Genomic DNA, 14991 nt, shown 5'->3' with positions numbered 1-14991 from the left:
CGGTTATAAGTCTCTTGTCAATAATGACAATTAATGACTACCTTTTTTCCAATAATTTGCTTTCGTCGGTATCTTCCCGGCTTACGCTCAAAACAATGCCAATAGCAATGCCCGTAAATATGAGCGAGGTGCCTCCCATGCTCAATAAAGGTAAAGGCTGACCTGTTACGGGAGCCATACCAATTGCCACGCATATACTCGCAAATGCCTGAAAAACAATACTAAATGTGAGACCGGCGGACAAAAGTCCGCCAAACGGTCGGGTAGCTTTATGGATTGTATTCATACCACGCCATAAAAACCATAAATACGCCAGCACCACCGGAATCCCCCCTAACAGCAACCCATATTCTTCCACAATAATGGCGTAAATAAAGTCGGAGAATGGGTTGGGCAATGTGTTACGTTGGTGACTGTTTCCAGGCCCCTGTCCGGTAAGTCCGCCGTTCGCCAGGGCTATATACGACTGTTCAACCTGGAATGGAATACTATCTGATTTGGCGAACATCGTCACCCGACTAATTGCCGTACCCAGTCGCTGGCCGGCTGCCAGAGCGATGCCGCCAAAAATAATACAGGCAACAATCATGTAACCCAGGTAACGTACCGGCACTCGACCAATATACATGAGCAGAAAACACGTAGCACCCAGTAATAAAGCGGTCGACGTGTTGGACAAAATAATGAGCGAGCAAATGAGCGCAATCCAGATGATGAGATTGAACAGCACACTCGGGTCGCTCATGAACTTCTGTCGTTTCGCCAGCATAGCGGCCAGATTGGATATGAGCGCCAGTTTGGCTAAATCCGATGGCTGAAACGTCTGGTTAATTAACGGAATCGTTACCCAACGCGACGCATCGTTTCGGACTTCCCCCCCGAAATAAGCCCAGAGCAGCAATGGAATGGATAACCACAAGCCGTATTTCGACAAACGTGCGAAATGTACGTAGTTGATCTGATGGGCGAAATAAGTACAGGCAATCCCCACCAGTAATAGAGCTCCGTGCTTCAGCAGGAATATTTCGGTGTTACCATCCATCTCTTTAAATGCTTTGGTTCCCGTCGAACTATAGACGACCAGCACACTCATAATAGATAGATACAGCACAAACCACCAGATTTGGCGGTCGCCTTTAAGATTTGTACGAATCCAGTCGCGGAGAGCCATTGTTTTAATGATGAATTATGAATGATAAATGATGAATGACGATTAATGAATGCTTGCATCAGCCTACGCGACTCGACCAATTCATCATTTATCATTCATAATTCATCATTAATTTTCTTACTGCTTCTTTAAATTGATTACCCCGATCTTCGTAATTTTTGAATAAGTCAAAACTTGCACAAGCGGGTGACAGCAGTACTACGTCGCCGGATTCACCCCACTCCAGCCCTTTTGCGACAGCTTCTTCTACCTGCTGCGTTTCAAAAATCAGGGGAATTTTACTTCCAAAATGCTCCACCAGTTTATGATTATCGATACCCAGGCAAATGAGCGCTTTCACTTTCTGACGTACTACGTCATCAAGTTGACTATAGTCATTGCCTTTATCCTGCCCACCCGCAATCCAGATAGTCGGTGTTTCCATACTCGATAGCGCATAAAAAACGGAATCTACGTTGGTCGCTTTGGAATCGTTAATGAATTGGATTTCATCTATAGTTCCAGCCGGTTCCAGCCGGTGAGCCGCATTCTGAAACGACTTCAGGCCAGCGATAATGGCTTCATTCGTTACGTCCAGCGTCTGCGCCACTAATATGGCCGACAGCATATTGATGGCGTTGTGCGGACCACGTAACGGCGTATCAGCCTGAGTCAATGTAAATGAATGCGTTGTCGTTTGTGCTATTAGCTGACCATTTTGAACGTAGCCACCAGGTGTTACCGGCGACTGCAACGAAACAGGCAATCGATTCGCAACCGTGCTACGTTTTGTAAGTTCCTCCTGAATAGGTTGACTCTCAGCAAAATAAATGAACGTATCATCTGGACAAGCATTCTGTAGAATCCGAAACTTCGAGTCGATATAATTCTGGAAATTGTAGGCGTAGCGATCAAGGTGATCCGGAGTAATGTTCAGTAGGAGCATTACGTCGAGATGCACGTCGTACATATCGTCGAGTTGAAAGCTACTTAGTTCGAGAACGTAGTAATCGAACGTATCAGCAATTACCTGTTCGGCAAAGCTGTCGCCCACATTACCCGCTAGCCCTACGTTCAATCCTGCCGTTTTGAGCAGGTGATAAATCAGTAACGTAGTAGTGGTTTTCCCGTTACTGCCCGTTATTCCAATGAGTTTAGCTTTAGTATAACGGGCCGCAAATTCGATTTCTGAAATTACAGGCGTTTTCTGCGCTCGAAGTTGCTGAACCAGTGGTGCTTTTTCGGGAATGCCGGGACTTTTTATGACTTCATCGGCCGCCAGGATGCGGGCTTCGGTGTGTGTACCTTCTTCAAACGGAATACCGGCTTTTTCCAGCGTTGTCCGGTAACTCTCCTTCAAGGCCCCTTTGTCGGAAAGAAAGACAGAAAAACCTTTGGCCTGCGCCAGTAACGCAGCCCCTACTCCGCTTTCGCCCCCACCAAGAACAACTAATTGCTTAACTGACATACTCAATACGTACTATTGGCAAAGTAACGTATAAAAAAAAAAGCCCCAACCATGGTCAGGGCATTTCCGTAAAATTTCTTCAGGAATTTCTATTATTTTTTAGCTATTGAATCAGATACACGCATTCGATTGGCAGCCTTTACAATCAGAAAAATAACCCAGGCAATAATGAAAAACTGAATAACCGTATTCAGGAAATTACCGTAACGAATAGCTACTTCTGGCTCTGTACCAACGGCTTCTTTCATCACATACTTCAACTGGCTGAAATCAATTCCACCCAGCACTAACCCCAGTATGGGATTGATGATGTCTTCTACAAGCGACGTGGTGATTTTACCGAATGCAGCACCAATAATTACGCCCACGGCCAGGTCAAGCACGTTTCCCTGCGCAATGAATGTTCTAAATTCGCTTAACATAGATGGATTAGTTTTAGGTTAGAATTAACTGACGGGAAAGCAATTGCGCTAAAGGTAAAAATAAAACGCAAACTAAAAGCGCCCTGGCAACGGAGCCGCAGCTTTCTGGCTATCTTTCTTTGTTCGAAACGAGCTGATATTATAAACTAATCCGATAGCTAGTGTCTGCTGGAGTTGTAATTCGGAGCTAAAATCTTTGTTATAAAGCGCAATCAGGCCGAACGTAGTACTAAGGTATTGGCTCACTTTGGCTGCCAAAATCAAATCGAGCCTATGGTTAATGTTATCGAGGTGTGAATATTCCGTAAACAGTTGATAACGTGCATTCAATGATACGTTCTCCGTCAGGTTTCGATTGAGCACCGTCTGTAATTGAAATGCCAGCCACTCGGTTCGGGTAGTTTTTCCGGGTTCTACTCCATAGACTTTCTGCGTCGGGTCGGGCACGAACGTACCGTTGGCAAGTTCTCTTACCCGCACACTCTGATCTGAAAGAAACGTAATACGCGGAGCTAGCGGGCTCATACGTAGCGAAAACCAGTCGTTGGGTTTATAGGCGATACCTACGGCAAATGTGAACTGGGCAGGTGCAAAAAAGTTGGAAACCTTCAGACGAGCCTGTTCAGCAGGCAGCTTATCGTATCGGTAACCCGGCGCAAAGAACGTATTGAACGTACCAGAAACGAACAGGTCCCATTTTGGGGCAATTTGATGCCCAAGAACTGAAATGATCATAATCTGGTCGGCCGCTTTACGAGTATTGCCCAATTGCGTTACGTAGCCTAATTGTAAATCAGCGGTATTATCCCAGGATGTTTTTCCTTTCTCGTAAAGCGCACGAGCCGCAACAATGGCTCCAAGAGCAATTGAATTTACCCCTCCACCTGACCAATTGCTAAACGTGGCCTGATTAAAATTGACACCGCCACTAAATGATTTTTGCCAGTAAGACGTATCAGGCTTCACGGCAACCGTGTCTTTGAAATTAGTGGTAACTCGGATCGAATCTGGTGGTACAGTCTTACCAGAATCCTGTGACCAGACATGGCTAAAACTAAGCCACATCAGCAGAATATACAAGGTACTTTTCCCCATCGAAGTATAGAAATTTAGCTGTAAAAGAAGGATTACCTATTTGATAATCGCGCCTTAAAAGAAGCTTATTTATCGAATACTTCTACTTTTTTTGTTTGTAGCGTTTGCAGGGGAAGAACCGTCGTTGTATCACCAGTCTGTATTGTCATCGATAAGTTATCGATACGTACTATTGGGCCTTTCACGTTATCGATCTGGATAATCTGGCCTTCTCTATATTTATTTTTCGTATAAAACGAAGACAGAATATTCGCCATCAAATCGCGGGAAGCCATGCCGTATCCAACTGCAAAAGCGAATATAATTCCGCCAATAACCAGATTAAAACTTGACTCCAGCAATTCCGTATTGATTCCCGCCTGACCGAGTGCGCTGATGATGGTAATAATCAGAAAAAAAACAAACACAATGGTACTCAGCAACCGGGCAGAAGCGATATTAAACGACTGACAAACGCTTAAAACCGCCGACCGTATCCCATCCGAGAGCAGTACACCCACCTGAAGCATAATGGCAGCCGCAATCAATTTGGGGATAAACTGGATCAGCGATGCTACCATTTCAGTAATGGCCGCAACACCCAATTTTTCGGTAGCTGCTTTGACAAAAACGAGCAGAATAAAGTAATAGAGCACTTTAGCGAGGATTTCGCTAAGCTTGACTTCGGTCTTTAGTTGTTTAATAAGTTTTATCTCATTCAGGCGATGACCAATTTTATCAAAACCTACTTTCCCCAGCACCCGTAATACGATAAATGAGATTAATCGGGCAATACCAAAACCAATGGCTAAAATAATAATGGCAAACAGTAAACGAGGAACGAAATCAACAAACTGATCAATCAGATTTTGAAATGTATTCCTTATTATTTCAGTTAATTCGGGTAGTTGATTCATACATATAAACTATTTTTCTTCTTTCTCATGTAAGTGTGGTGGATTTGCCATTGCGGAAGCCGTACTAAATAAGTCGCCAATGAAGACGTCTATTACTGTGATAGTATTCCGAATCAAATCGATTTCAGAAACTATCTCCCTTTTCAGACGCGGAGGGCAAGGGTCTGTTGGCTCAATTAGTTTAAACGGATTCGGCTTATCCATGGCAAACTAGTTTCATCGGAAAAAATCGCGAGCGGACAGTACAGCTTTAATGGCCAGCAAGAGCCAGAATACAGCCCCTTCCAGGTAGTATTTGCGGAGTTTATCACGCGAGCGCTTAAGCCGCATTTTCACCGCGCTTTCAGTCAATCCATTAATGTCGGCAATTTCACGAATGCTGATATCATCCTGATACTTCATGAGCAGCATCGTCTGCTCATCCGGGTCTAACTGCTGAATAGCTCGTTCGAGCTGTTGGGCCTCCATTTCTTCCATTTCGGCCAACTCTTCTTCACCACTGACATTCATTCGTTCCCAACCTTCATCCACATATATTTCGCGACGTAAGTGTGGAGAGCGTAACTGGTCTGTGCAGTGGTTATAGGTAATCGAGTACAACCAGGTCGAAAATTTAGATTGTTCGCGGAAGCCGCCTAATTTAACAACCAGTTTTAAAAAAATATCATGCGTTAAATCCTCTGCCCGAACCGGGTCTTTCATGAACGACAGACATTTCCGGTATACTTTATCACAGTATCGTTCATATATCCGCTCAAAGTATCTATTTTCCTGAGTGTTGATATACAGCCTCACTAATTCCTCGTCCGAAGTATGTTCCATAGTACACGTAATGGTGATTAAGACATAAAAAGTCAAAAAAGTAACGTTACAGCGTAGTCAATTTGGTTAAGTAAAATGGTGGATACATATGAACTGGCGTTTTATTACTCTCAATAACTCCTTATAATGAGTTGTATTGCCAATAAAATGTGTATCCAATTCGCTAAAATCTATTCTGAAAAGAAATTGATAATTTCCAGTAACTCTTGCTTAGCTACTATTCCAGAATTGATAATCTTCTCAGCTGTTCTAACAATAATTGGTAAATTAATTGGGGCACAAAGTAGGCTGGATTTCAGCATTATATATTGCGCATTTTATCAGAAAGTATGGTTTGATGTACTTTTGATGTAGGTGCAAATAAATTTAGTAGTTAATTGAATAAAAATACAATAATTATAAGTATTAATTACTGTTATTTTAACTGATAATACTTCAACTGTTTTTTCATTATAAACATAAAAAAACCCGATCAGAAGACCGGGTTTTGTACAAGAATTATATAAGGATATTAACCAATTGCCACCCGCTTAAAACTAGAAACGGTCAGCCCTTTGCTGGTTTTTTCCAGGAGTTGCGCAATGGTCAGTGAACTGTCTTTAACAAACTCCTGATTCAGAAGCGTATTCTCTTTATAGAACTTATTCAGTTTACCCATTGCAATTTTCTCGAGCATAGCCTCTGGCTTTCCTTCCTGACGAGCCTGCTCTTTACCAATTTCGATTTCACGTTGTACGATAGTCGCATCAACGCCATCTTTATCCAGAGCAACCGGTTTCATAGCCGCAATCTGCATTGCTACGTCCCGACCAACTTCCGATACGTCAGAACCATTAGTATTGGTCAGGCCAACCAGCACACCCAGTTTACCGTTCGAGTGAATATATGAAACGACTTTATCAGCTGATACGGTTTCGAACGATGCTACGTCGATTTTCTCACCGATTTTACCCATTAGGTCCGTAATATGATCCTGCAATGAGCGACCATCAGCTTGTGGCGTAGCCAGCAACGTAGCTTTATCCGCAGCGTCGGTAGCTACTGCCGTGCTGATAACAGCCATAGCCAAGTTTTGGAAATCCGCTACTTTCGATACAGGCTCAGTTTCACAAGCCAAAGCGATTACTTTGCCTGATTTGCCATCTGGGCTAACGTGTGCCAGTACTACGCCTTCAGCGGTCGTGTTGTCGGCACGTTTGTCAGCTATTTTCTGCCCTTGCTTCCGCAGAATTTCTTTTGCTTTTTCAAAATCACCATCAGCTTCGGTAAGGGCTTTTTTACAATCCATCATACCGGCTCCGGTCTCTTGCCGAAGCTTGTTTACGTCAGCAGCAGTAATTGCCATCTTCGTGAAGTTTTCAGTTGTTAAGTTTCTGTTTTCTATTCTGTGGTTTCCTAACAAAGAGTTTACACTTAGCTTCGTCAGTTACAGAATAGCCCATAGCGGCTGGCTACGGGCTATTTTTGACGTTATAGAGTTATATGATTGTTGAGTTATAAAGTTTATGCGTCAACTAACCATACAACTTTATAACTTCTTTTATGCTTCTTGCTCGTCTTCAGCAACCGGCGCCGGTGCCGCTTCAGCCTCAGGTTGAGTTTCGCCTTCAGCACGAGCCTGGGCCAGGTCTTCACTACGTTTGGCTTCCTCTTCTTCCTGAATACGCTGATCGTCTTTATCCTGCTTCCGCTCCATCAGCCCTTCTTCAATAGCTTTGCCGATAGCTAACGTAATAAGCGAAATCGACTTATACGCGTCATCGTTGGCTGGAATAGCGAATTCTACCGAATCAGGATTCGAATTGGTGTCGCACATAGCGAACACAGGAATACCAAGGCGGTGTGCTTCAGCAACGGCAATGTGCTCGCGCTTTACGTCGACGATGAACAAAGCAGCTGGCAGGCGAGTCAGGTCGGCAATACCGCCTAATACACGCTCCAGTTTTTCCTTATCGCGAGTCCGAATCAGACGCTCACGCTTAGCAATGCTTTTGACGGTCTCCTCGTCTTTCAGCATTTTGTCCAGCGTTTGCATTTTCTTCAGCGACTTACGGATAGTAGCGAAGTTTGTCAACATACCACCCTGCCAACGATCTGTTACGTAGGGCATTTTCAGGCGACGCGCTTCTTCCGAAACAATTTCCTGCGCCTGTTTTTTAGTTGCTACGAACATCACTTTCCGACCTGAACGTACAATCCCTTTTATGGCATTGCAGGCTTCGTCCAGAGCAGCCAGTGTTTTATTAAGGTCAATAATGTGGATGCCGTTTTTCTCCATGAAGATATACGGAGCCATCCGGGGATCCCACTTACGGGTCAAGTGCCCAAAGTGCACACCCGCGTCGAGGAGTTCTTTATATTCGATTTGTGCCATTTCTGATAATGAACAATAAAAATGATTAAATGAACAAGTACGCAGCACCGCGCATCGGCATCATCTAAGCGCAGTCTGGACAACTATGCATAGGGGTAAGGGTTTGGGGCTTTGGGTAAACCCCCACGCCCATGGCCCAATGCCCTCTGCCAATTAACGTTTCGAGAACTGGAACCGGCGACGGGCTTTTTTCCGACCTGGTTTCTTCCGTTCTACCATCCGCGAATCCCGCGTCAGGAAGCCTTCTTTTTTCAAAGCAGGACGGAATTCGGCATTCAGTTCAACAAGCGCACGAGCGATAGCCATCCGCGTAGCTTCGGCCTGACCAGCCACACCGCCACCGCGAACGTTTACCTTTACGTCGTAGCCACCTACGCCGTTTACCGTTGCGAACGGCTGATTCAGAATAATTTGAAGAACTTCGGTCGGAAAATACTGCTTATAATCTTTCCCGTTAACCGAAATGGCTCCGCTACCCGCCGACATATAGATGCGCGAGATTGCTGTTTTACGGCGGCCAATGGTATTAATACGTTCCATTATGACTTAGAATTTTACGGCTTTAGGTTGTTGGGCCTCGTGTGGGTGCTGATCACCAGCATAAACATACAGGTTGGTGTACAACCGCCGACCAAGCCGATTTTTAGGCAGCATACCTTTCACAGCGTGTTCGATGATCCGCTCGGGGTGTTTTTCGAGCAGAATCCGGGGCGTAGCAAAACGTTGACCGCCGGGGTAGCCCGTGTGGCGAACGTAAACTTTGTCGGTCATCTTATTACCCGTCAGGCGTACCTTTTCGGCATTGATGACAATCACGTTATCTCCGCAATCAACGTGCGGGGTGAAGTTGGTTTTGTGTTTTCCGCGAATCATGAATGCAATCTGACTGGCCAGCCGACCGAGTACTGCACCCTGAGCGTCAATCACAACCCATTCCTTCTGCGCCGTCTCTTTATTAGCAGAGATGGTTTTGTAACTGAGTGTGTTCACTTTATGGAGACTAATTGGTTGATTTCTAACAACTTGCCTATAAAAAAGCATTCCCGCTGGCAAAACGGGAGTGCAAATATAGACGTTATAAGGCTGAAAAACAAGGGTATGCCGATAAATCCTTTTACCGCAGTTTAAGAGTTGCCAGGGCCATTACCGCCAGAATAATTCCTACGATCCAAAAACGGGTCACTAGCTTGGCTTCGTGATAGCCTTTCTTCTGAAAATGATGGTGCAAAGGAGCCATCAGGAAAATCCGTTTCCCCTCACCATATTTCTGTTTGGTGTACTTAAAATACGTCACCTGCATGATAACGGAGATGTTTTCGGCCAGGAAAATGCCGCAAACCAGCGGAATCATCAATTCCTTACGTATCGCCAGAAATAGGACGGCAATAACGCCACCTAACATCAGGCTACCGGTATCACCCATAAACACCTGAGCCGGATATGAATTATACCAAAGAAAACCGACGCAGGCACCTACAAAAGCAGCGCAGAAAATAACCAGCTCGCCTGAGTTAGGGATGTACATAATCGTCAGGTACTGCGACGCGATTTTGTTACTTGATAACCAAGCCAGTACGCCCAGTGTCAATCCGATAATCACCGACGTACCGGCCGCCAGCCCATCAATGCCATCGGTAATATTAGCCCCGTTCGAAACCGCCGTAATGATAAAAATGCAAACCACTACGTAGACAATCCAGGTGTAACTATCGGGTAAAAAGCCGAAAAGTAACGTACTGTAATCAAAATCAATGTTCTTGACGAACGGAACAGTGGTCAGCGTCGATTTAATGTCCGTATACACATCCGGTACGTCCGACGTATTGAGCCGACGGGGGGCGTATTTGCGAATTTTAACGTAGTCATTATAATATAGTGTCAAACCAACAATAAGCCCTAAGCCAACTTGCCCAACTACTTTAAACTTTCCTTGCAGACCTTCTTTGTTCTTCCTAAACACCTTAATATAATCGTCCAGAAAGCCAATAAGCCCCGTCCAGACGGTTGAAACGAGGGCCAGCACTACGTATACGTTTGAAAGTTTGGCAAACAGCAATGCCGGTACGAGCAGTGAAGCCAGAATGATAAAGCCGCCCATCGTCGGCGTACCGCGCTTCTGCATCTGCCCTTCCAGCCCTAAGTCACGTATCGATTCGCCGATTTGGAGATTCCGTAACGTATCAATAATACGCCGACCAAAGACAGCCGCTATGAATAACGACGTAACAACAGCGCCCAACGCGCGAAAGGAAATGTATTGAAAAACCCCGGCCCCGGGAATGTTATATCGTTCGTCAAGAAACTGGAAGAGGTAATAGAGCATTTTTAATGAGTGAAAGAGCGAAAGAGTGAAAGACCGAAAGGTTGATGAGAGCATTTTTCACTCTTTCACTCTTTCGCTCTTTGTTACAGGCCAAAGTTAATGATTTGCGCGTTCTATGAAAGTGCTTCGCAAAACGGCCCGGTCATCGAAATCGTACTTCACACCTTTAATTTCCTGATACGTTTCATGGCCCTTTCCGGCAACCAGAATAATGTCGTGTGGGTGCGCCATAGCTACGGCCTGACGAATGGCTTCGTGCCGATCTTCAATAGTGACTGTTTTCTTGAAATCGATTGGCGGAACACCGGCCTGCATCTGCTCCAGAATCGCCATCGGGTCTTCATTACGGGGATTATCTGACGTCAGAATGACTCGATTACTGAACCGACAGGCGATTTCGGCCATGATCGGCCGTTTGGCTGCATCGCGATTTCCACCGCAACCAACTACCGTAATTACTTGAGGCAGATTGCCCCGGTCATTCGCCTGCCGCAAATTATTAATGGTTTCCAATACGTTCTGGAGCGCATCAGGCGTATGGGCATAGTCGACAATACCAACGATTTTATCGTCCGAAACCACCTGCTCAAACCGGCCCGGCGGGGGCGTAATGCCCGACAAAAGCGTTAGTACTTCGGTAGAATCTTCGCCCAGCAGAACGGCAGTTCCATATACACTCAGCAAATTATAGGCATTGAATTTACCAATGAGTTTAAACCAAACTTCGCGCTCATCGACTAGCATATGCAACCCAAACAGTCCGTCCGCAACCAATTTCCCTTTGAACGTAGCGAGTGTTTTTAGGGAATAAGTTTCTTTTCTGGCAGCCGTATTCTGAATCATAACTAAGCCTCGTTTATCATCTACGTTTGTCAGAGCAAAGGCCGTGGCCGGAAGCTGATCGAAAAAGCCTTTTTTTGCCCGGATGTAATTATCGAACGTACCATGAAAATCAAGGTGATCGTGGGTGATGTTCGTGAAAATCGCCCCGGCAAACGTAAGACCGGCGATACGTTCCTGCACCACCGCGTGCGAACTGACCTCCATAAATACATGCGTACAACCGTGCGTCAGCATCTTGGTCAGCAACTGGTTGATGGAAATAGCATCAGGCGTGGTGTGCGTCGCCGGAATTACCTCTTCGTCAATCTGATTCTGAACCGTCGACAAGAGGCCACAACGGTATCCCAATTGACGAAACAAGCGGAATAACAACGTAGCAACCGATGTTTTGCCATTGGTGCCCGTTACGCCAATCAACTTGAGTTTACGGGAAGGCTGTTCGTAGAAATTAGCGGCTGCCAGCCCCATCGTTCGGGCCGAATCCTGCACGCGCACATAAGCAACCGACGGATTTAACTCAGTCGGAAATTCTTCGCAGAGAACAGCAGTCGCCCCATTTTGAATAGCTTTTTCAATGAAACTGTGTCCATCGGCAATCGTACCACGTACTGCAATGAACAAACTGCCCAGCCCCGCCCGACGCGAGTCCATCGTTAGTTCCGTTACGTCGGTATCCATGCTACCAGAGGTAGCAAGCAGCGGAATTTTATAGAAAAGATTTTTGAGTTGCATACCTATAGAACAGACGATACGTCCGTTTTTCGGCTGTAAAAAAACGGTTTACGAGTGGAATTGCCTAATCTGAAACCGGATTGATAGGTTACAAAAGCCTTTTTCGTCCGTCGATTTCTTTGTAACGTAGTACACATCACCGCCGTTTCAATCACGCTATAATGAAGCTATTCATCCGTTTTTGTCATGCTGACCGGGCCACCTACCCAAGCTTCAAATTGATAGCCCGACCTGCTACGTTAGCAATGCCTATTCCCGGCGAGACGGATTGTTCTTTCACTTTTCCATGCCCTTCAATCGAAACACGGAAACCGCGATTTTCGAGCAGATAAACAGCGTCGCGCAGGCTGAGCCCACGTACGTCGGGCACTTGGTCTGTGCGGGTTTGGCGTGATTTCCAGTGGCCATTTCCAGACGATTCCACCCAACCATCCGTCGAAGGCTCTTCGGCCAGGTTCAGAGTAGAACTAATGGTCTGTAAATCATTGGCATAACCCGCCAGCATACCCGTTGTCGAAACTGGCTTCGATGGATTAGCCCGCATTGGTGCATGCATTTTTATGTCCGACGCCACAATCCGGTCAGCAACGGCCTTGAACACAGGAGCCGATACGGCGCCAGCGTACAGCAAATCAATGTTATCACCCTGTGGCGTATCGACCACCGTAATCATGCTGTATTTTGGTTTATCGGCCGGAAAATACCCGATAAACGAGGTGTAATATTTACCAACCTGATAACGTCCGTTTATGATTTTCTGAGCCGTTCCGGTCTTACCAGCAATCGCATAGTGTGGATTATTGATATGCTTGGCCGTTCCTTCTACCACTACACCGCGCAGCAGCGACTGAGCCAGCCGAGCGGTTTCTCTGGAACAGATTGTTTCGGAAAGTGTATACGGTTTGTTATCCTCAATTAGCTCATCACCACGTTTAATCTGTTTCACCAGCATCGGACGCACCCAGCGGCCTCCGTTGGCCACGGCATTGTAGAACGCCAGCATTTGTAAAGGGGTTATCTGCATCTCGTAGCCATACGACATCGACGTTAACGAGACACTGCTCCAGCCTTTCATATCCGGATTTCGCACGATGGGCGTGGCTTCGCCTTTCATGTGAATACCTGTCGGCTGAGTCAGGTGAAACTTGCCCAGATACTGGCAGTACAGTTTAGGTCGGCTATAGAAATAACTCTTCATGAGCAGGTGCGTACCCACGTTCGACGATTTCTCAAAAACCTGCCGGGCTGTAATGGTACCGGCCCCCCCCCGTTTCGCATCATGAATACCAAGACCATGATACGTCGTAGAACCTCCGCCTGTGGCTACCAATTGATTGAGCGAGATGGCTTTTTCTTCAAGCAACGCCATCATAGTTGCCAGCTTGAACGTAGAGCCAGGATCAGTACGTTCGGATAGTGCATGGTTAAAATTTTCGACGTAGTAATCCGGTCCGTCGCCACGGCCCCGTTTCGTCAGGTTGGCAATAGCGCGGATTTCACCAGTAGCTACCTCCATCACAATCACACAACCTTTGGCAGCCTTATATTTTTCCAGCGCCGAACGTAACGATGACTCGGCAATATCCTGAAAATTAACGTCAATTGTTGTGTATAAATCCATGCCCGGCTCCGGCGTCATATCAGGGCCGTCGTTCACCGGTTTACGCACGCCACCGGCCAGTACTTCCACCCGCCCAACAGCATTTTTGCCGGCCAATTCCGGCTGAAAACTAGCTTCCAGCCCAATTAGCCCCCGATTGGTTTTGGCGTCGAGGTTACCGATGGTACGTTCAGCCATCTGCCCAAATGGATGGTAGCGTTCGTAATGAGGACGTAGCACACCCCCGCGAGCCGCCACCTTTGACGTCGATCGGAAGAAAGGCCATTTCAGCAGTTCCTGTCGCTCCTGAAACGTAATGCGCCGACGACTTAACAGAACGTAGCGTCGTTTGCGTTGGCGGGCATCATTAATCAACTCCTTATACCCATAAGCAGTACGTTCCCGAAAAATCCGGGCCAGAATTGTTGAAAGCGAATCGAGTTTGTCTTTGTAATATTCTTTTTTAGCCAACATCGGGTCTATCCCAACGACGTAGGTAGGCAGCGACGTAGCCAGCAGATTGTCGTTGAGCGCGTAAATCTTCCCGCGCATGGCCCGAATCGTATCACGCTGAATAACCGTTGCTTCGACATGCGCGCGCCAGGGCCGGCCTTTTTTATCCGTGTGAAAATATTGCACATACAGCAGCCGCACAATGACGGTCATAGCCAGCACAATCACGATGTAAAAGATGTGGTTGGCACGTTCAATGATGTCCTGTTTAATATTCATCTGATTTCACTACGATTTTATGGGGTGGTGTCTGGCTATCGGCAATACCTAATTCGGCTACGCGCTTACTAATCTCGGACTGCTTTCCACTTTTGTCGAAATCGGCCTGTAAAACGGTGGCTTGTGCCCGCAATTCGTCGGTCTGGTTTTTGGCACGTTGAATGCGCCGAACCAGTCGCTCGGCGTTGTGATTCAGGAAGATATAAATGATCAGTAAGCCGGTAACCCACAAAATCCGGTCGATGTAGCGAATGGGCCAGGCATTATCTTCACCGAAAAGCCGGTCGAGGCCAATAAAATCGTTTAGCCACGTAGCCAGTTGAAGCCGACGCCGTTGCTTTTTCTGGGGCGCAGGCTGAGGAGGCCGCCGGATGGTATTTTTAGCCATGATGGGTTAGGGGAAATGAAGCCCCAAATTAATAAAAGCCTCGCTTCTATTACACAGGTAATTTAGTAGAAATGCAAAATTTACTGGTTTATGAAGTACAGATATGTGCGTCAGCTAGCGTTACTTTTGTAGCCAGCACTACGTTA

The 14991-nt window shown here is 46.1% G+C and carries 14 protein-coding genes; all 14 read right to left on the bottom strand.

What is annotated here, in order from left to right:
- Positions 1-37 precede the first annotated feature (37 nt).
- A complete protein-coding gene (locus IC229_RS00295; RefSeq protein WP_190884922.1) occupies positions 38-1171 on the bottom strand; it encodes an FtsW/RodA/SpoVE family cell cycle protein in 1134 nt (377 codons plus the stop codon).
- A 91-nt stretch (positions 1172-1262) separates the two neighbouring features.
- Positions 1263-2618 (bottom strand): UDP-N-acetylmuramoyl-L-alanine--D-glutamate ligase, encoded by a 1356-nt coding sequence (gene murD, locus IC229_RS00290; protein ID WP_190884921.1) that lies wholly within the window; start codon positions 2616-2618, stop codon positions 1263-1265.
- 92 nt (positions 2619-2710) lie between these two features.
- Complete coding sequence (mscL, locus tag IC229_RS00285; RefSeq protein WP_190884920.1) at positions 2711-3040, bottom strand: large-conductance mechanosensitive channel protein MscL; 330 nt, start codon at positions 3038-3040, stop codon at positions 2711-2713.
- 72 nt (positions 3041-3112) lie between these two features.
- Complete coding sequence (locus tag IC229_RS00280; RefSeq protein WP_190884919.1) at positions 3113-4135, bottom strand: DUF3078 domain-containing protein; 1023 nt, start codon at positions 4133-4135, stop codon at positions 3113-3115.
- 65 nt (positions 4136-4200) lie between these two features.
- Positions 4201-5031 (bottom strand): mechanosensitive ion channel family protein, encoded by an 831-nt coding sequence (locus IC229_RS00275; RefSeq protein WP_190884918.1) that lies wholly within the window; start codon positions 5029-5031, stop codon positions 4201-4203.
- A gap of 216 nt (positions 5032-5247) precedes the next feature.
- On the bottom strand, positions 5248-5853 hold the full coding sequence (locus tag IC229_RS00270) for an RNA polymerase sigma factor (protein WP_190884917.1): 606 nt from the start codon (positions 5851-5853) through the stop codon (positions 5248-5250).
- Positions 5854-6364: 511 nt separating this feature from the next.
- Positions 6365-7198 carry a translation elongation factor Ts gene (gene tsf, locus IC229_RS00265; protein ID WP_190884916.1) on the bottom strand — a complete coding sequence of 278 codons (834 nt, stop codon included), beginning with the start codon at positions 7196-7198 and terminating at the stop codon, positions 6365-6367.
- 195 nt (positions 7199-7393) lie between these two features.
- Entirely contained in the window at positions 7394-8227 is an 834-nt protein-coding gene (rpsB, locus tag IC229_RS00260) for a 30S ribosomal protein S2 (protein ID WP_190884915.1), read from the bottom strand.
- A 153-nt stretch (positions 8228-8380) separates the two neighbouring features.
- Positions 8381-8767 (bottom strand): 30S ribosomal protein S9, encoded by a 387-nt coding sequence (rpsI, locus tag IC229_RS00255; protein ID WP_190884914.1) that lies wholly within the window; start codon positions 8765-8767, stop codon positions 8381-8383.
- 6 nt (positions 8768-8773) lie between these two features.
- Entirely contained in the window at positions 8774-9217 is a 444-nt protein-coding gene (rplM, locus tag IC229_RS00250; protein ID WP_190884913.1) for a 50S ribosomal protein L13, read from the bottom strand.
- A 124-nt stretch (positions 9218-9341) separates the two neighbouring features.
- The gene (gene mraY / locus IC229_RS00245; protein WP_190884912.1) at positions 9342-10550 is read right to left on the bottom strand and encodes a phospho-N-acetylmuramoyl-pentapeptide-transferase; all 1209 of its coding nucleotides are present in this window, start codon (positions 10548-10550) and stop codon (positions 9342-9344) included.
- Positions 10551-10646: 96 nt separating this feature from the next.
- Complete coding sequence (locus tag IC229_RS00240; RefSeq protein ID WP_190884911.1) at positions 10647-12125, bottom strand: UDP-N-acetylmuramoyl-L-alanyl-D-glutamate--2,6-diaminopimelate ligase; 1479 nt, start codon at positions 12123-12125, stop codon at positions 10647-10649.
- Positions 12126-12327: 202 nt separating this feature from the next.
- The gene (locus IC229_RS00235; RefSeq protein ID WP_190884910.1) at positions 12328-14457 is read right to left on the bottom strand and encodes a penicillin-binding protein; all 2130 of its coding nucleotides are present in this window, start codon (positions 14455-14457) and stop codon (positions 12328-12330) included.
- Positions 14447-14845 carry an FtsL-like putative cell division protein gene (locus IC229_RS00230; RefSeq protein ID WP_190884909.1) on the bottom strand — a complete coding sequence of 133 codons (399 nt, stop codon included), beginning with the start codon at positions 14843-14845 and terminating at the stop codon, positions 14447-14449. Before IC229_RS00230 ends, IC229_RS00235 begins: the two co-directional genes overlap by 11 nt.
- Between the last annotated feature and the right edge of the window lie 146 nt (positions 14846-14991).

This window comes from Spirosoma profusum, assembly GCF_014699005.1.
In the GTDB taxonomy this organism is placed as follows: domain Bacteria; phylum Bacteroidota; class Bacteroidia; order Cytophagales; family Spirosomataceae; genus Spirosoma; species Spirosoma profusum.
Note: the sequence above shows the minus strand (reverse complement) of the source record. Positions and strands in the feature narration are given on the sequence as shown.

Coding starts and splice junctions, on each gene's coding strand:
- IC229_RS00295 (WP_190884922.1), bottom strand. CDS start 1,171: ATGGCTCTCCGCGACTGGATTCGTACAAATCTTAAAGGCGACCGCCAA.
- murD (WP_190884921.1), bottom strand. CDS start 2,618: ATGTCAGTTAAGCAATTAGTTGTTCTTGGTGGGGGCGAAAGCGGAGTA.
- mscL (WP_190884920.1), bottom strand. CDS start 3,040: ATGTTAAGCGAATTTAGAACATTCATTGCGCAGGGAAACGTGCTTGAC.
- IC229_RS00280 (WP_190884919.1), bottom strand. CDS start 4,135: ATGGGGAAAAGTACCTTGTATATTCTGCTGATGTGGCTTAGTTTTAGC.
- IC229_RS00275 (WP_190884918.1), bottom strand. CDS start 5,031: ATGAATCAACTACCCGAATTAACTGAAATAATAAGGAATACATTTCAA.
- IC229_RS00270 (WP_190884917.1), bottom strand. CDS start 5,853: ATGGAACATACTTCGGACGAGGAATTAGTGAGGCTGTATATCAACACT.
- tsf (WP_190884916.1), bottom strand. CDS start 7,198: ATGGCAATTACTGCTGCTGACGTAAACAAGCTTCGGCAAGAGACCGGA.
- rpsB (WP_190884915.1), bottom strand. CDS start 8,227: ATGGCACAAATCGAATATAAAGAACTCCTCGACGCGGGTGTGCACTTT.
- rpsI (WP_190884914.1), bottom strand. CDS start 8,767: ATGGAACGTATTAATACCATTGGCCGCCGTAAAACAGCAATCTCGCGC.
- mraY (WP_190884912.1), bottom strand. CDS start 10,550: ATGCTCTATTACCTCTTCCAGTTTCTTGACGAACGATATAACATTCCC.
- IC229_RS00240 (WP_190884911.1), bottom strand. CDS start 12,125: ATGCAACTCAAAAATCTTTTCTATAAAATTCCGCTGCTTGCTACCTCT.
- IC229_RS00235 (WP_190884910.1), bottom strand. CDS start 14,457: ATGAATATTAAACAGGACATCATTGAACGTGCCAACCACATCTTTTAC.
- IC229_RS00230 (WP_190884909.1), bottom strand. CDS start 14,845: ATGGCTAAAAATACCATCCGGCGGCCTCCTCAGCCTGCGCCCCAGAAA.